At 60.3% G+C, this 16,137-nt stretch carries 13 protein-coding genes and 1 pseudogene; 8 read left to right on the top strand and 6 right to left on the bottom strand.

Annotation, left to right across the window (positions count from 1 at the left end; genetic code table 11):
- Window positions 1-12: 12 nt before the first annotated feature.
- Window positions 13-1,254 (bottom strand): ABC transporter substrate-binding protein, encoded by a 1,242-nt coding sequence (locus P0D96_RS41205; RefSeq protein ID WP_408319610.1) that lies wholly within the window; start codon window positions 1,252-1,254, stop codon window positions 13-15.
- 234 nt (window positions 1,255-1,488) lie between these two features.
- Between P0D96_RS41205 and P0D96_RS41210 the strand changes: the two genes are divergently transcribed.
- Window positions 1,489-1,782 (top strand): YciI family protein, encoded by a 294-nt coding sequence (locus P0D96_RS41210; protein ID WP_408182548.1) that lies wholly within the window; start codon window positions 1,489-1,491, stop codon window positions 1,780-1,782.
- Between the two features lie 88 nt (window positions 1,783-1,870).
- On the opposite strand, the gene P0D96_RS41215 is transcribed toward P0D96_RS41210, so the two are convergent.
- Window positions 1,871-3,571, bottom strand: coding sequence for an FAD-dependent oxidoreductase (locus P0D96_RS41215; protein ID WP_408319612.1), 1,701 nt, complete (start codon window positions 3,569-3,571; stop codon window positions 1,871-1,873).
- Between the two features lie 232 nt (window positions 3,572-3,803).
- Here P0D96_RS41215 and P0D96_RS41220 point away from each other — a divergent pair, with 232 nt between their 5' ends.
- Both P0D96_RS41220 and P0D96_RS41225 read left to right on the top strand, forming a co-directional pair.
- The gene (locus tag P0D96_RS41220; protein WP_408319614.1) at window positions 3,804-4,244 is read left to right on the top strand and encodes a YybH family protein; all 441 of its coding nucleotides are present in this window, start codon (window positions 3,804-3,806) and stop codon (window positions 4,242-4,244) included.
- 45 nt (window positions 4,245-4,289) lie between these two features.
- The gene (locus tag P0D96_RS41225; RefSeq protein WP_408319616.1) at window positions 4,290-5,045 is read left to right on the top strand and encodes an SDR family NAD(P)-dependent oxidoreductase; all 756 of its coding nucleotides are present in this window, start codon (window positions 4,290-4,292) and stop codon (window positions 5,043-5,045) included.
- Window positions 5,046-5,072: 27 nt separating this feature from the next.
- Here P0D96_RS41225 and P0D96_RS41230 read toward each other — a convergent pair whose 3' ends face one another.
- On the bottom strand, window positions 5,073-5,393 hold the full coding sequence (locus P0D96_RS41230) for a DUF4148 domain-containing protein (RefSeq protein WP_408280763.1): 321 nt from the start codon (window positions 5,391-5,393) through the stop codon (window positions 5,073-5,075).
- Between the two features lie 198 nt (window positions 5,394-5,591).
- Between P0D96_RS41230 and P0D96_RS41235 the strand changes: the two genes are divergently transcribed.
- From P0D96_RS41235 to P0D96_RS41250, 4 genes and pseudogenes are all read left to right on the top strand, one after another.
- Window positions 5,592-6,494, top strand: coding sequence for a LysR substrate-binding domain-containing protein (locus tag P0D96_RS41235; protein ID WP_408319618.1), 903 nt, complete (start codon window positions 5,592-5,594; stop codon window positions 6,492-6,494).
- Window positions 6,495-6,647: 153 nt separating this feature from the next.
- Complete coding sequence (locus P0D96_RS41240; protein WP_408319620.1) at window positions 6,648-8,291, top strand: GMC family oxidoreductase; 1,644 nt, start codon at window positions 6,648-6,650, stop codon at window positions 8,289-8,291.
- Window positions 8,292-8,450: 159 nt separating this feature from the next.
- A complete protein-coding gene (locus P0D96_RS41245) occupies window positions 8,451-9,923 on the top strand; it encodes a benzaldehyde dehydrogenase (RefSeq protein WP_408319622.1) in 1,473 nt (490 codons plus the stop codon).
- 77 nt (window positions 9,924-10,000) lie between these two features.
- Window positions 10,001-10,963 (top strand): annotated as a pseudogene (locus P0D96_RS41250) (amidohydrolase family protein).
- A 1,504-nt stretch (window positions 10,964-12,467) separates the two neighbouring features.
- On the opposite strand, the gene P0D96_RS41255 reads toward P0D96_RS41250, so the two are convergent.
- Window positions 12,468-13,376 (bottom strand): H-NS family nucleoid-associated regulatory protein, encoded by a 909-nt coding sequence (locus P0D96_RS41255; protein WP_408319624.1) that lies wholly within the window; start codon window positions 13,374-13,376, stop codon window positions 12,468-12,470.
- A 593-nt stretch (window positions 13,377-13,969) separates the two neighbouring features.
- Between P0D96_RS41255 and P0D96_RS41260 the strand changes: the two genes are divergently transcribed.
- Window positions 13,970-14,416 carry an HU family DNA-binding protein gene (locus P0D96_RS41260; protein WP_367840578.1) on the top strand — a complete coding sequence of 149 codons (447 nt, stop codon included), beginning with the start codon at window positions 13,970-13,972 and terminating at the stop codon, window positions 14,414-14,416.
- A 610-nt stretch (window positions 14,417-15,026) separates the two neighbouring features.
- Here the strand turns inward: P0D96_RS41260 and P0D96_RS41265 are convergent.
- Complete coding sequence (locus P0D96_RS41265) at window positions 15,027-15,890, bottom strand: hypothetical protein (protein ID WP_408319626.1); 864 nt, start codon at window positions 15,888-15,890, stop codon at window positions 15,027-15,029.
- 11 nt (window positions 15,891-15,901) lie between these two features.
- The coding region (locus P0D96_RS41270) for a hypothetical protein (RefSeq protein WP_408319628.1) at window positions 15,902-16,137 on the bottom strand (236 nt) is incomplete at its 5' end.

A 16,137-nucleotide genomic window follows, 5' to 3' on the forward strand; every position in this document is an offset into this window, starting at 1 on the left:
TAAGCCCCGAAATCACTTTCTCACCAACGGGCATTCGCTACGCGCTAGCGGTGAGTACGCTTCGTCAGGCGGTACGACGGCGAGCAATTCGGCATAGTCGAACACCGATTTCGATTGCGACGGCGCCTTCACTCTCGCGAGGTACATCGGACGGATCAATTCGGTGTCGGCGCGGATATGGCCGTTCTTGACAGCGAAGGAGTTGACCGGCATGGCTTTCATCGCTGGCACGACAACCGTGGCGTCGTCGCTTTTAGTCTGCTGAACTGCCTTGAGGTAATGAGTGACGGCCTCATACTCGGCGACGTGCGAAAACGCGGGCACAACACCCGTTCTCGCCATGAAACGCTTCGACCAGGCGAGTGCATCGGCATTCATCTCCGGATAGAAAGGCGTGGCAAATACAATGCCAGCCGCCTGGTCGAGTCCCATCGCCTTGATGTCTGTCGCGAACAAACCCCCGTTTGCGACCAGCGTGACGCCGCCCTGCGTCATGCCGAACTGGTGTGCCGCCTTGACGACGTTGACCATGTCAGTGCCGCCGAAGCCGACCGCAAGGCTGGTGGGTCGCAACGCCTGCGCCTGCAACACAAATGACGACACGTCGCCTGCATTAACCGGCACACGCACTTCACCCGCGAGGCGCCCACCGCCGCTCTTGATGCCCTCGATCGCGGCGTTGTAGGCAGGCGTACCGGCGGCGGTATCCTGCACCATGACATACCACGCCTTGCCAAGCTTCTGGCTCACATAGCGAGTGGACGGGACACCGAGCGCGTAGAAATCGGGCGACCAGTGAATGCTATTCGGTAGGCACACCTTGCCGTTCAGATCAGAGGTCTGGGCAATCGTGTAGACCACAGTACGCGTTGGACGCGTCTTCGCAATCGCCGAGGCGGCCATCGCGACGGACGAACCTGCGAGACTGAATACGGCGGCAATGTTGTCGCGATCGAACCACTGCGTCAGGATGGCCGAGCCTACGGCAGGCTTCATTTGATGGTCGGCCGTCACCAGTTCGATCTTGTGGCCGTTGACCGTGCCGCCGAAGTCCTCGATCGCCATCTGCGCGGCGGCCACCGAGTACTTACCGGCCAGGTCGCTATAGGCCGACGACATGTCGGTCAGCACGCCGATCTTCAGCGGGCCATTCGACTGGGCGGCAGCGGGCCATGCCGCGGTCAGGGCTGCGGACACCATCAGCGGTATGGCACAAGACCTACCGATGCTCGCAAGGAAGGGAGGAAAGTTCATGACTGTGTCTCCAGTTGATTTTATGTTTTGTTGTCGTTGATGAAATTATTTAGACACTATCGTCAAAACGTCAAGCGAGCGATGGTCCGTTTTTACCCTGATGCCCGAAGCGTTAACGTGAGGGGTCGACGTTAAAGGCTAGCTTCAAGGGTTAACTTGTATGCTTATTTTTTGACGCAATCGTAGAATTCACGCAATGCTTACGTGGTCATCTATCTAAAGGAGAAAAGCTTCATGCCCTATGCCATGCTCACTTTTGACAAACCCGGCAGCGGCGCGCTGCGCACTGAACTGCGGCCACAACATGTCGCCTACCTGAGCGAGCGAAAACATCTGATGCTCGCGGGTGGCGCCATGCTCGATCCAGAGGGCGTGCCGCACGGCGGCATCATCATCATCGATACCGACGACAGGTCCGTTGCCGAGGCATTCGCCGCCGGTGATCCTTTCAACAAAGGCGGTCTGTTTCAGGAGGTGAAAGTCGTGCAGTGGCGCAAGTCGTTCTTCAATTTCGAGAACTGCATGTAAGCGCGGTTCGGAGCGGCCTGAAGGCCACTGCGCCGGCACCATCGGTAAAAAAAGCCGTTTGCGGGGGACGCAAACGGCTTTTTCACTGTCAGTCGTCGATCCCGGCAAGATGTCGACCGACGATATAGCCAAACGTCATCGCTGGCCCGAGGGTTGATCCGCCGCCCGGATAGCTTCCGCCGAAGATGCTAGCCATGTCGTTCCCGACGGCGTACAACCCCGCAATCGGCTCGCGCTGCTCGTCGAGTACACGCCCTTGGGTATCGGTGCGCAGGCCGCCAAACGTGCCGATATCGCCGGGCATCAGCCGGACGGCGTAATACGGCCCTTTGTCGAGCGGTCCAATACATGGATTCGGCGTATGCAGCGGATCGCCCTGGAAGCGGTCGTAGGCAGCCTCCCCCTTGTGGAACTCCGGATCGCGACCGTCGCGCGCGTGCAGATTGAATTGCTGAATCGCCTGCACGAGGCCACCGGCGTCGATCCCCGCACGTTTCGCCAATGTCTCGATGGTCGCACCGCGCAACAGATAACCGGAGCGCAGGTGAGGACTGAGCGGTACAGGGAACGGTTTGGCAAATCCAAGGCCGTATTTGCGCACCGCCCGATGATCGGCGACAAGAAAAACAGCCTGACGCTGCCCGGGTGTCTCGCCGATCATGGCGGCGCCGAAATCGTGATAGTTGGCACCTTCATTGGTAAAGCGCCGGCCGTCAGCGCGCACCGCGATGATGCCGGGTTTGCCGCGATCCAGAATATGCGTGATGGCGGTTTCCCGGCCATTGCCAAGTGGAACACGCGATACCGGCATCCACGAGCCGAGGTGCGGGTACGTCATGTTGGTGGCGGCGCCAATCGACTCCGCGAGGCGCAGGCCGTCGCCGGTGTTGGTGGCCGGCGCCATCGTGATGTGTTCCGCCGAACTGGGCGCGTGTGGAAACACAGCCTCGCGGCGTGCGAGATCGCCCGGAAAACCTCCCGTCGCGAGAACGACGCCGCGGGTCGCCCGGACCCGCTTCACCTGCCCTTCGTGCGTGATCACGGCACCATAGACGCGGCCGCCCTCATCGAGCAGATCTGTCACGGGCGTACTTAACCAGATCGGGATGTCGAGTTGGACCGCCGACTTGTACAGGCGCGCGGCCAGTGCGGCACCGTTGAAGAGCTTCATGCTCCGCCCGTGAAGCAGCAGGTCCCGGCCATATTTGACAAGGCGTTTGGCCGTGTACCAGGCCGAATTCACCGAATACAGCGCATTCAGAAAGTGCCGCATGTCCGGCCCGGAGCCAAAGGTGAGGCCGACAAATGTCATGCCGCGAATCGGCGGGCTCAGCAATGCTGCGTGAGGGCCCAGTTCATTGGCGTCGTACGGTTCAGCGCAGATCGGTCTGCCGCCGTGCGAAGCGCCGGGCGTCTCCGCGTGATAGTCGGGAAAAGCCGCTCCGAGCGTGAACCTGACCTCCGTCTCGCGCTCGAAAAACTCAACCATGGCCGGCGCGTGCCTGAGGAAAGCATCGACTCGCGGCCCGTCGAAGTGCCTTCCGGCTTCGCGCTCGACGTAGTCGCGGGCCGCCTCCACCGTGTCTTCTATCCCGGCTCTGCGTGCCAGCGGGTTGTTCGGCACCCATAACCAGCCACCCGATAGCGCCGTGCTGCCGCCGAATACGGGCTGTTTTTCGACCACTATGACGTTCAGCCCCTGCTTCTTTGCCGTGATGGCCGTCGCCAGACCACCCGCACCGGTGCCGACCACCAGCACGTCGCAGGTCACGTTCTCGTTGTCGCTCATGTCTTCCTCCGTTTGTCTGAATGCGTTGTCGGCGCGCGCGGAAGATTCGCGGGATCGTCCTGACTCAATGATCGCGTGGACTCGCGTGCTGCACCGCTTGTTGTTTGACACATTAGACGAACTATTGACATTTGAGTCAACACAAAGTTAAATGAATGTGCGCTGGCTATCGCGACCGAACCATGCGTGATGCAGACACGGTTTGTCGCTCCCCTTTGAAAAGACAAGAAGCATGTCCACTATAGAAACCACAGTGAAAGAGGTGCTCAGCGCTGCGGGCGAAGCGCTGCATTCGATAGAAAGCGCATGGAATGCTGCAGCGCTGCATTGGGACGTCGACGGCCTGACCGCACTGTATAGCGACGACGCCACGATGTTCGCGGGCCGACCCGGCATGGCAACCGGCACGCAAGGCGTGCGTGGATACTTCGCGTCGTACATCGGCATGCTGAGTTCGACGCAACTCGAACTCGTCGAACAGGCAATCACTGAGCTCGGTCCTGACGCGTTTCTTGCTCAGGGTTACGGCAACTTCCGCTTTACGCTCATCAGTGGCAAACCGTCGGCTACCACCTTACGCACCACGTGGCTTCTTGTGCGGCGCAGCGGGCGATGGATGATCGCGCATCATCATTTTTCTGCCACCCCTGAGACGCCACCCGTACCGCAATGACGTTTGTTTGTACCCGTCACAGTTAGCGACAAGAGAGGTTCTGACATGCTCCGGCTCAGCAACAAGGTGGCGATCATCACAGGCGCTGCAAGCGGCATCGGCCGTAGCGCCGCGCAGTTGTTTGCCCGCGAAGGCGCTTGTGTCGTGGTGGCCGATATCGACGCCGCTGCGGCCGCCGCGGTCGTCACTGGTGTTCGAGCGGATGGAGGCACGGCGATCGCGATAACGACCGACGTCACGCAAAGCGATAGTGTTGCTGCCATGATCGAGGCAACCGTGGCCGAGTTTGGCAAACTCGACATCCTCTATAACAACGCGGGTGGCTCGACGCCGCGCGACAACACGGCAGTTGACGCTGATCTGGAAGAGTTCTGGCGCGTCATCAAAGTTGACTTGTGGGGCACCTTCCTTGGTTGCCGCTTCGCGATACCGCATATGTGCAAGAATGGCAGCGGAGCGATCGTCAACATGGTATCGAATGTCGCGCTCATGGGGGTGCCCGGCGTAGACTGCTACACGTCGGCCAAGGGCGGGGTCACCGCGTTGACGCGCTCCCTTGCCGTGACCTACGCGGCCGACCGGATTCGTGTCAATGCAATCGCGCCCTCCACTACGCTTTCGCCACGGGTTATCGAACGCCTGCGGGTGAGTCAGGGCATGCGCGAGCTTAACGCGAAGAATCTGCTCGGCGCGGCGGAACCCATCGACATCGCCTACGCTGCGCTGTTTCTGGCCTCGGACGAGGCGCGTGTCACCACCGGATCGATCTTCCTCGCGGAGAGCGGCACGACCGTCTCGTAGCCAGCCGACGCGACGGTCGACACAGACCTACTTAGAAACTGACGACTGTTTTTGCGCAGTACCCGCTTCCGAAAAGCCGCTCGTCGATGTGCCATAGCTCATGCCGGCGGCGGAACCCTGAACGGCGTTGTCACGCGCGGCAACCGTGGCTTCGGCAACCTGCAGATCCGCAGGGTAACGGGCGTCGTGGTTGGCAGCAGGGTCATAGCCAGCCTGTTCGAGCTGACGCAATTCCGCGCGGACCTGATCACGGGTCAAGGCAGACGCCGCCTGAGCGAACGCTACAGTCGGAACGAGTAAGACTGCGGCAAGGGCTACGGCAACAATTCGATTCGCGTTCGCTTTCACAACGCTACCTCCGGGATAGTCTGGCGTTCTACGGGCCCCGCGATGTGCGGGAGTAAGTGAGGCCAGTCTAGCCGTCGTCCTGTTCCGTAAAAATCGTCATTTCGAACACACACACTTCCTGATTTGATAAAAATCCGGCGGATCGGCAAACGGTATACAGTGACGCCGTCTATCACACTGGACTCGCAAGGTGCGCCAATGCTTGATCTCAATGACTTCCGCTATTTCGTTCGCATTGTGGAGTGCGGGGGACTCACCGCCGCCAGCCGCAATCTGAACGTGCCGAAGTCGACGGTAAGCCATCGCCTCCAGCAACTCGAGGCAGCCCTCGGCGTACGGCTCGTCAACCGGTCCTCACGCAGAATCAGCATGACCGATGCGGGCGACGTGTTCTACCGGCATGCAATTGCGATGCTGGAACGTGCGGACTTCGCCGAAAGCGCCGTGCGCGAGCGCCTGGCCGAGCCGAGCGGCACGATTCGCTTCACCACCGCGGTGGCAACCTCACTATTCGCCATGCGACAGATAGTCCCAGATTTCATTCAACGGTATCCGAAGATCAATGTAATCCAGCACATCAGCGACGAGCAGGTCGACATCGCGGGCGGCAACTATGACCTCGCGCTGCGCTCACACACCGGTCCACTGTCCGACTCCACACTCGTGCAGCGCACGTTGGCACCGGCGCCCTGGTTCCTGTTCGCCTCCCCCAGCTACGTCGAACACCACGGCATGCCGCTCGCGCCAGAAAGCCTCGCCGGACATGACACACTGGTCATGTTGAGGCACAACAGTCCAATGGCCTGGAAGCTCAAGCACCCCGTGAACGGAGAAGCGGTCGTGCCGCTCAAACCCCGTCTGGCCGGCAATGACATCGTCACCCTCAAGCAGGCCGCGCAGGACGGGCTCGGCATCGTTGCCTTGCCCGCCTATGTCTGCGCCGAAGACCTGCGATCCGGCACACTCCAGCGGGTCTTGCCCGACTGGCTGGCCGGCGAAGCCAGTATCACGGCAGTCATCCCGTTTCGCCATGGCATGCTGCCCTCCGTTCGCGCATTTCTCGACTTCCTGGCTGAGCGCATCCCACTGGTCATCGCGTAAAGTCGCATCGTCCATCTCATTGGACCTGAGGTCCAGGCAAGTCATCTTGTTGTCTCGCTGAAGCTGGCCCATTCTGAGCACACAGCCGTTCGATATCGATTGATCGGCTCATCGAGCGCTTGAAGCGCCGCAAACGTGTTCAGGAGTACAACAATGAAGATGTCCAGACGTGAAGTCCTCATTACAGGCGCAGCAGCGGCAGTTGCCGCAGTCGGTACGGTTACCGGTACCACATCAGCCTTGGGGGTGGAAAAGCAATCTGGAAACACCGGGTCTGGTCGACTGTCAAAATCGACGAAGCATTTTGATATCCTGATCGTTGGCGGAGGCTCGGCTGGAGCCGTCCTCGCGACGCGCCTGAGCGCAGACTCGCGGCGCCGCGTTCTGCTGCTGGAAGCGGGACCGAACTTCGCGCCGAACGACTACCCTCAGGTAGTGAAGGACGCCAATATCGTCGCGGGCTCGCCAGCCTATGACTGGCATTACCACACGGATGACGCTGCCAGTCTCGGCCACAACATTCCGGTGCCACGAGGCCGCGTGGTCGGCGGCAGCTCGGCGGTCAATGCCGCCGTCGCAATTCGCGCCCGGCAGGCCGATTTCGCGCGCTGGGCCAAACGCGGCATCGAAGGATGGTCGTGGGAGGACGTGCTGGCCGCCTACAAGTCGATGGAAAACACGCCCTCCGGCGACGACGCCTGGCACGGACGTAACGGGCCATTTCCGATCCGGCAGCGTACCGCCGCGGAAAACACACCGTCGATGCGAGCTTTCGTTGACGGCGCGCAAACGCTGGGGCTGAAGCACGTATCGGACTTCAATGGCGCGGACCAGCACGGTGCCGGCCCCTACACGCTCAACGTCGTCGATGGCGTGCGCATCAATACGGGCATGGCCTACCTCACGGCCGCCGTGCGTGCACGTCCCAATCTGACGATCCAGGGCGGTGCCGAAGTGGATCGCGTGGTTTTCGAAGGTAAGCGTGCCGTGGGCGTCAAATTGGTCGACGGTCACGTTCTGTCCGCCGGTGAAGTTATTCTCGCGTCGGGGGCTTTCGGCAGCCCGGCGATTCTCATGCGCTCGGGCATTGGGCCTGCTGCGCACCTCTCCGAATTCGGCATTGCAACCGTCGCCGACCTTCCGGTGGGCAACCGCCTGCAGGATCATCCGTTCTTCTACAACGTTTACGCACTCAAGCGCGAATCAAACGCCATGCAGCCCGCTGCCGGCGCGCTGGTATGGACGCGCTCGCAGAGCGCGGGCCCCGGCGATCTCGACCTGCAGATCTCGGGCACGCATCTTATCGACCCAAAGGTCAGCCCCACCGGTGGCGCGATCGTTCTGGCTTGTGCGGTGACGCTGCCGAAGTCGATTGGTCAGTTGCGGCTCTCGAGCCGCAACCCACGCGCCGCGCCGGACATTCGCTACAACTTCTTCGATGACCAGAACGATCTCGACCGGCTCGTCGAAGCCGTGCAGCTGTCCCGCCAGATTGGCCGTTCCGCACCCTTCCTGGACGTAATCGACCATGAGATGGCGCCGGGCAACACCATCGACGACAAAGCGCTCAGGGCAAACATCGTTTCGAACGTCGCGGCTTATCTGCACCCTACCTCGACCGTGCCAATGGGCACCGAAGCCGATCCGACCGCTGTGGTCGACGGGTGGGGCAAGGTGCGCGGCGTCGAAACGCTGCGGGTTGTCGATGCATCGATTATTCCCGACATCCCGTCGGCCCCGACGAACGTGACGACCATCATGGTGGCCGAACGCATCGCGGCAAAACTTTCCGCTTGAATCTGCGCTGCGGCGACACGTCATGTGTGCGGCATTTAACGGCTGCATAAACCTGTCCGAAAGACGGACTTCTTAACAACCTGATTTTGTAGACGGCTCCATATTACTTTTCAGTACATGGCGATCATGTCTGAGTAACTATCCTTTGGAGAAGCAAGAATGACTGGCACAGCATTGCTGACGCCCACACACGTGTGGAAAGAAAAAATCTACAGCAACGGATGGAAGCACCCAGGCCTCGGCACCGAGGATGTGACGGAAAAAGCCACGGGCGCAAAGCTCGGCACGATCGGCATCGCGTCCGCCGAGGACATCGCGGCTGCCGCCGCATCGGCACGCGAGGCGCAAAAGGCTTGGGCCAAACTGGCAGGGCCGCAGCGTGGCGATGTGCTAAGGGAGGCTGCCCGCCTCGTGCTGTCGCACGCCGACGAGCTGGCCGAACAGCTGGTCCGCGAGACCGGTTCGATTCGCGCCAAAGCACAGTGGGAGGTGCACGTCACCGCACGCGAGCTTCTGGAGGCAGCCGCGCTCGGGAGTCAGCCCATAGGCATCCTGACCCAAACGATGGAGGCGGGCTTTCAGAGCATCGCTCGGCGAATTCCGCTCGGCGTGATCGGCATTATTACGCCGTGGAACTCGCCCTTCATCCTGGGCGTGCGGGCGATCGCCCCGGCACTAGCGATGGGCAACGCCGTCTTGCTGAAGCCCGACGTGCAATCGCCGATTATCGGCGGCGTGGCTTTTGCCAGGGTATTTGAAGAAGCTGGCTTACCCAAAGGATTGTTCCACGTCCTGCCGGGCGCTGCGGAGACCGGTGCCGCACTGGTCAAAGAACCGCTTATCAATATGGTCAGCTTTACGGGTTCCAGCCGTGTCGGCCGCGAAGTCGGCTCGGTCGCCAGCGGACAGCTTAAGCGCGTGTCACTGGAATTGGGCGGCAACAATCCCTTCATCGTGCTCGACGATGCAGATATCGAGGCGGCAGCGAGTGCTGGCGCGTGGGGCTCCTTCTTCCACCAAGGCCAGATCTGTCTCACCACCGGCCGTCACCTGGTACACGAGGACATTGCCGAAGCCTACGTCGAAGCCCTGGTGAAAAAGGCCAACGCACTCGTCGTCGGCAATCCCCTCGACGCAAAGGTCCAGGTCGGGCCGATCATCAACGAACGCCAGGCCGCCAATGCCGAGCGGATCGTCTCGCAGACAGTGGCCGAGGGAGCGAAGCTTCTGACGGGTGGCTCACGCAATGGACTGTTCTTCGAGCCGACCGTCATCACCGGAGTGACAGCCGGGATGACGGCCTTCGCCCAGGAAATCTTCGGACCGGTGGCGGCGATCACGACCTTCCGCACCGACGAGGAAGCCATTGCACTGGCCAATGCGACCGAGTACGGCTTGTCGGCGGCGGTGGTTTCTCCCGACCTGGCCCGCGCCCAACGTGTCGCCGATGCGCTGCATTCCGGAGTGATCCACATCAACGATCAGACCGTGGTGCACGGGATTTATGGCCCGATTGGCGGCCTCGGCATTTCCGGAAACGGCTTCGGCCACGGCGCGTCTAGCAATGCCGACCAGTTCAGCGAGTGGCAATGGATCACGGTGCACTCGCAGCTCCCCAACTACCCGTTCTGATCCATGTCGACGGAGAAGTCGCACCCTTGGCTTTTCCGTCGCTCACCCAATCATTCTTCAAGCATACGGAGCAATTTATGAGCGCGGCTCGTCGCATTGATGTTCACCAGCACGTCGTCCCGCCCTTCTGGGCGGATGAACTTCCATCAAATGGCGGCGATCAGTCAGGCACCGTCATTCCTCGATGGTCGCCACAAAGCGCTGTCGACCTGATGGATTCTCAACAGATCGCTACTGGCATCCTGTCCTTGACGGCGCCAAGCGTCGCAGCGTGGAAGCCAGCAGAGCGTCGAACGATGTCCCGACGCGTAAACGAATATACGGCAGACCTCGTGGTCAAGCGACCCGCCCGTTTCGGGCACTTCGCAACACTTCCTCTCCCTGACGTCGATGGCGCACTTTATGAGATTGAATACGCGCTAGACAAGCTCCGAGCCGACGGTGTGGTCCTGCTGTCGAACTACGAAGGGAAATATCTTGCGGATCCAACTTTTGAACCGCTTTGGGCTGAGCTCGACCGCCGCAGCGCAGTTGTCTTCGTGCATCCTGGTTTACCGCAGATTCCGTGACTCGACGCTGTCGCCGCCCCGATGGTCGATTACCCGTTCGACACGACACGCGCTGCCGTACAACTCGTGCAAAACGGAGTCATCGACCGATACCGACACGTCCGTATCATTCTCGCGCACGCGAGCGGATTTCTTCCATACGCGTCGCATCGCTTCGCCCAACTCGCTCGAGTCTTCCGACCCGACGCCGATAGTCCGGCCGACATCCTCGCGAAATTCAGGCGTTTCTATTTCGACACCGCCTTGTCGGCGAGTCCAGTCGCGCTACCGGCGCTCAAGGCCTTCGCCGGAACCGAGCGGATTCTCTTCGGCAGCGATTTCCCGTATGTCTCAGCAGATATCGCTGGCACTTTCACTGCGCAACTGAACGCCTACGAAGGTTTCAGTGTCGCCGAGCGCAAATCGGTTAACCACGGCAATGCCTGGACATTATTTCCCCGCCTCGCGCCGCAATACGACAAGGCTGCCTAAATTGCCGCGCGTGGCCTGACGGCGGAGGTCGCCGAGCGCCGAGTGCAAACGCGTGTACTGATCGGCGTGTGGTGTCCAGCGGCGCACGGCCATAGACCAGCTAGGTCTTCGGCCTGAAAAACGACGGCTCTGAAGAGGCAGTGAGCCGTAACTCTTTGATGTCATCGGCGGTCTCATTGGCGAGCGGAAGCTCGTGGACAACCGAAATGGCATTCTGACAATCTGCCAGATTTATTTTGCTAGCGAGCGTGGCTTTAATCTGGACGCAAGGCGGCTCTTCCGACGTGTCTGCCGGCTCGACAATAATCCCTTCCATCTGGTCCCCAAATCGACTCTGCCGATTTCGTTCTCCCGATTCTGATTTTGCTGCCGACCGCCCAGATTCAAATGGTCGGACAGGCCAACAAATCGCTGGCCACTTGCAGGTTATCCCAGCAACCGTGATTCTGGCTGACGCGCTGCGCGACATAATCGCATAAATCGTTGTCAGAAATTGGCGGTTCAGGCGCAGCCGGTCTGGCCGAAGCTGAGCGACAGGAGGCCTTGGCCAAAAATGTCAGAGGTGCCGAAGGGTACATCAAGACTTTCACAGCGGCGCGGCATCTGCGCAGGTCCCATTGACTGACGTCGTGAGGAGAAACATGGGTCGATGTTGGCACGGGCCGGAGCCATCGTTGCCACGCTAACGCGGGGCTCTTTTCAAACGGCTGGTCGTCGACTTCGAACGGCATCCGATTGCGTTCGTGGGCTATCAGGCGACAATAGCGGTGAGGTATCATCGTCCTCATCACTCACCATAGGACGCGAAATCTGATGTCGGTAGATTCCAGCTGGTTGGGCCAGATTGAACGCGAGTGGTCACAACTTCGCCAGTGCGACCCGTCACTCGACGTGGAAAGGTTCTTCCGGCACGTTGTGTCGGCAAACAAGGTCGGATTTCTTTCACTTGAATCTATCGCGGCCATTGCGAATGGCCTGCTCACCAGTCCGTTGCTGGGCGCGCCCTATCTCGGCCGGCGACTGCTGGAACGGGTTGGCCCTGGCCGGCATCCCTCCCTCCGGGTCGCGCTTGCACTGTCTCTTGTCACGGAGACAGGTAGGCCTGCGGATTATGAGGGCGGACACGTCATTCTGGGCGACGTGCTGAAGGACGATACCGCGAGCGAGCCGCTGCGCGGCATGGCGGCAGCGCTATTGCGGACAGTGCGCGGCTTGGTCGTGGCATGGACGCCGACCTTGAGATGGCCAAGGACATGTATGCCACGGCCTTGGAGCTTGGACACCGGTCAGCCGCGTACAACCTTGGTTTGTACTGGGAGGGGCACCGGGACAGAAGTGCTCCCGGCGACGTCGTTCCAGACAGTGCAAAGGCTGCGCAGGCTTACAAGCGCGGTGGCTCGAACGCAAAATGCGCCGCGCGTCTGGACGCACTGCGGGCGCATTCGCGGTAGACCCCGTTAATCGCGCGTCCCGACGCAACGAAAAGCGAGCTCTGTGCCCTGGCTTACGCGGTCGCTTGAGCAGTCACAGCTTCTGGCGCGGTTGCGACAGGCAACTTCGTAACCGCCTTTTTGGCGCCAACCAATTTCTTCACCGGCGCCTTCTTCGCCACCGCAGTCGTTGTCGCGGGCTTCTTCGCGACGGCTTTCGGCTTGCTAGCAGCGGCAGAATCCGCAACTCCGCTAACGCCATCAATTAAAAACTTCGAACGGTCTTTGGCACCAGCAAGCCACGCCGGCGCCGAACCGCGTCCGCTCCAGGTAGCGCCAGACTTCGGGTCGCGATATTTGGCCGGCTGCGGACCTTTTGGCTGCCCCTTGCCCGCAGTCGCACCGCCCGACTTCGACGCCATCTTTCTGCCGACAGCCTTCGCCTTGCTCACAGCACTGGCCGTCGCGGCAACAGTCAATTCAGCACCACCTGCAATCAAAAATTTGCTTCGGTCTTTGGCTTTAGCAATCCACGTCGGCGCACGCCCACGCCCGCTCCAGGTCGCGCCACTCTTTGGGTCACGATAAAGCGCAGGCTGCGGACCGCGGACGTAATTGCCAGCAGCCTTCGCTTTGCTTACAGGTGCCGGCATCGCCTTACCTCCATCAACAAGGAATTTACCGCGATTTTTTTCGCTTGCAATCCACTGGGGTGCCCGGCCATGTCCGGTCCACGTCGCGCCACTCTTCGGGTCCCGATACTTGACCGCGGCAGTGCCCCCTTTGCCGACAGCCTTGGCTCCGACCTTCTTCGCGCGCACCTTGCCGCCAGCGTGCCCATCAATATCCGCAGCCGTCAGGCCGTGTTCTGCCATCAGCTTGCGAATTTTCTCGATGACGCCCGATGACTGTTTCGCAATCAGAGCCTCGGCTTGCTGCTCAAGCTTCTTAATTTTTGCCTGCATAGATTCCAAAATTGTCATTTTTTCTCTCCCTTTGAGATGTCCGCACTATGCCATGCGTATCGACCGTCCGCTAGCTGTTGTCGATTACGTCTTGAGGAGCATTGGCGGAAGGTTCAAATAGCAGAACTGTCTTCAAGGGGCGACGCACGCAACGTCTCCAACAGGACGAGATAGTTTCGCAGGCGCTATGACTTGTGACGCATCCAAGTCGATGCTTTGCACGGTGCATTCCAGTCGTAGAAATCGCCATTCATGTTTGTCGCCCAATAAATATCCTTCGGCAAACACCAATCACCTTAGGCGCTCGCATGCATCATTGCCGATTCCGGCACCCGACGCTGGACCCGCACGAGTGGCTTACACCCCCTTGCCCTGCGTCAAACCCTGTCGCGTAGCCGTTTTCGTGAGCACAGCCTCCTCTGGAGGGGTACAGGTCGCCGTTTTTGTGTTCCTTCTGCACAAAACCCCTTGTTTTAGGGTCTCACCCGTTGCGGATTGAAATGCGAATTGCTACGCTAGTCCGAGCCTGAGGATTTGGACCTTTGCGCATTGTCGGTGACTACGCAAAGGCAAGGGCCCCGGGCCAACCTTTGACCAATGACGAGGAATCTATGGCAACGAAAGCTGCAGCAAAGCCGGCTCCGAAGAAGGTGACGACCCCGGTCGAGAAAAAGGCGAAGGCGCCGACGGTAAAGAAGGCGGCGACTCCTGCCACCAAGAAGGCGGTCGCAGCCACGCCGCTGAAGCCCATCAAGGATTCGTTCACGAAGGCTTCGCTTGCTACCCATCTTGCCGAGCGCGCAGGTGTCGAGCCGAAAGCGGCGAAGGCATTGATGGCCGCGCTGGAAGAAACAGTGCTCGCATCGGTCCACAAGAAGGGTGCGAAGGAGTTCACGCTGCCGGGTCTGCTGAAGGTTGTTGCTCAGGACGTGCCGGCAAAGAAGAAACGCTTCGGCAAGGACCCGTTCACGGGCGAGGAAAAATGGTTTGCCGCAAAGCCCGCTTCAGTGCGTCTGAAAGTGCGCCCGCTGAAGAAGCTGAAGGACGCCGCGGTCTAAACCGGACCGCCGGAAAGGAAGCCCCTCGCGACGAGAGTCTGAGGGGCTTTTTACTTTTTGTGCCTGGGGAGCACGGGTCTTCATGTAATCTGGCTACTCAAGATGAACTGGACGATACTGCCGAGTATCAGGGCGCGCTCAAGTGTGAAGGCGACCGAGCTTGTTGTGTCATAAAAGTCGTGCACTGCGGGACGCTGAGCGCGCTGCAAGGATGCCACTTCGAACGCTAGCGTGAACCCTTGCGCACGAACTGAGCGAGTTGCGTCTCGTCGAAGTGGTGAGTGTCGCGCGAGACGCTGGGCTCACCAGGTAGTGAAGTACGTCCAGCGGCAGCTACTTCGACTCTGAAGGATTCGAAATTACGGCCCTGGTTGAATTACGGTCGTCGGTGTCTGGGCCCGGTCGAATCAATCTCGCTCAGACCTGAGTCAGGAGCCACTCGACCGCCCCTTCCGGGTAGCTTGTGGCCATTGGTTTGCAAGCAGTTCTACCGCCGCTCCGAGCTTGAGTACGGCCGTATGCGGTGTCGCCATGCGCTCCGGCTCTTCTGCTGGGTGGGAGGCGTTTCGAACGCAGTGTTGGGCTTGGCGAGATTCCGCCCAGTGCACGGTTATCGTCGCTGTCCGCCCACGGTGCGTTCGAGCTTCTGGTGGTCGGCTAGGGGAAAGCGCTCCATAAAAGGCATGTACGACGCCGGCGGAACCGCGCGAAGCCCACCGTCACGCAGGTGCAATGCCTCGCGGATGGCCGTTGCACCGGCTTCCCCATATTCTCCGACTGCCATGCCCGAGACGGCGTACTGCCGAAGCGGTTCACACTCCTTGCGGTCGAGCACCCGCAGGAAGTTTGTCCACTTTTCCGGGTACACACCAGAGGGGGTTTCATAGAGGGTCTTCAGGGTGCCGTCTGTGTCGACCGACATCAGAAACAGTTCTTTGAAGCTGTATCCCTTCGGCTCCATCGTATCGGGATACTGCGCGCTGTGGTGGCGACGATAGTTCAGGATGCTGTACGCGTTGTCGACGATATCGTCGACGGTAAGGCCAGTGAAGTGCTGAAGCTCGTGCACCAGCGCGCGCGGCGTGTTCGGTATGGCGGTCGGTGGCTCGAGCAGCCAGCCATCCCTCTGAAGGCCTTCCGAGCACGCGCGTGCAAGCCCGTATTTCAGGTCGCGGGTGGCGGTTCGCGGACTCTGGCCGGGCACAGGCCGCGCGAGCGCGCGATACACCTTCCCGTGAAGCGCAACTTCATAAAAGACATCCTCGTTGCCGAGGCGCAGGGAAGACAGCGATGGGTGTCCGTGGAAAACCGTGCCTTGGTAGTACGCCATGTACAGAGCATCCTTCTCCGCAATCAGGCCCGACTTAAGGCCGGTGTCCTTGCGGCGTTCCGGGTCGAGTACAGCTGTGTGCGACGTCGCCTTGCGCTCCGGCTCCTCTGCCGCGCCGGGTCGGGTCTCGAGCACCGTGCTCATCTTTCACTCCCCTATTTAAAATCGGGCACATTCTCTTCCGTCATTGAAATCAGGCCGCGCATGGTCGCCGCGCCCGTCCAGTTCGAGAATAGTGGCAGTGCCGGCAACGCCCCGTCAATGAACCAGGAAAACAAGCCTGGCGACACTGAAACGCTGTGCCCCCGGAGGCTGAGTGCAATTTGGAGTATATGCGAGCGTCGGTCAATCTCTTGAAGGCACCGCACATTTAGCGCACTCGTCGGGAACC

The sequence above is a fragment of the Paraburkholderia sp. RL17-347-BIC-D genome (genome assembly GCF_046027915.1).
Classification (GTDB): Bacteria; Pseudomonadota; Gammaproteobacteria; order Burkholderiales; family Burkholderiaceae; genus Paraburkholderia.

Bases quoted from the DNA above. Each gene is read 5' to 3' on its own strand.
- P0D96_RS41260 (WP_367840578.1), top strand. From the start codon at position 13,970: ATGGCAACGAAAGCTGCAGCAAAGCCGGCTCCGAAGAAGGTGACGACC.
- P0D96_RS41215 (WP_408319612.1), bottom strand. From the start codon at position 3,571: ATGAGCGACAACGAGAACGTGACCTGCGACGTGCTGGTGGTCGGCACC.
- P0D96_RS41225 (WP_408319616.1), top strand. From the start codon at position 4,290: ATGCTCCGGCTCAGCAACAAGGTGGCGATCATCACAGGCGCTGCAAGC.
- P0D96_RS41210 (WP_408182548.1), top strand. From the start codon at position 1,489: ATGCCCTATGCCATGCTCACTTTTGACAAACCCGGCAGCGGCGCGCTG.
- P0D96_RS41240 (WP_408319620.1), top strand. From the start codon at position 6,648: ATGAAGATGTCCAGACGTGAAGTCCTCATTACAGGCGCAGCAGCGGCA.
- P0D96_RS41265 (WP_408319626.1), bottom strand. From the start codon at position 15,890: ATGAGCACGGTGCTCGAGACCCGACCCGGCGCGGCAGAGGAGCCGGAG.
- P0D96_RS41245 (WP_408319622.1), top strand. From the start codon at position 8,451: ATGACTGGCACAGCATTGCTGACGCCCACACACGTGTGGAAAGAAAAA.
- P0D96_RS41235 (WP_408319618.1), top strand. From the start codon at position 5,592: ATGCTTGATCTCAATGACTTCCGCTATTTCGTTCGCATTGTGGAGTGC.
- P0D96_RS41220 (WP_408319614.1), top strand. From the start codon at position 3,804: ATGTCCACTATAGAAACCACAGTGAAAGAGGTGCTCAGCGCTGCGGGC.
- P0D96_RS41255 (WP_408319624.1), bottom strand. From the start codon at position 13,376: ATGACAATTTTGGAATCTATGCAGGCAAAAATTAAGAAGCTTGAGCAG.
- P0D96_RS41205 (WP_408319610.1), bottom strand. From the start codon at position 1,254: ATGAACTTTCCTCCCTTCCTTGCGAGCATCGGTAGGTCTTGTGCCATA.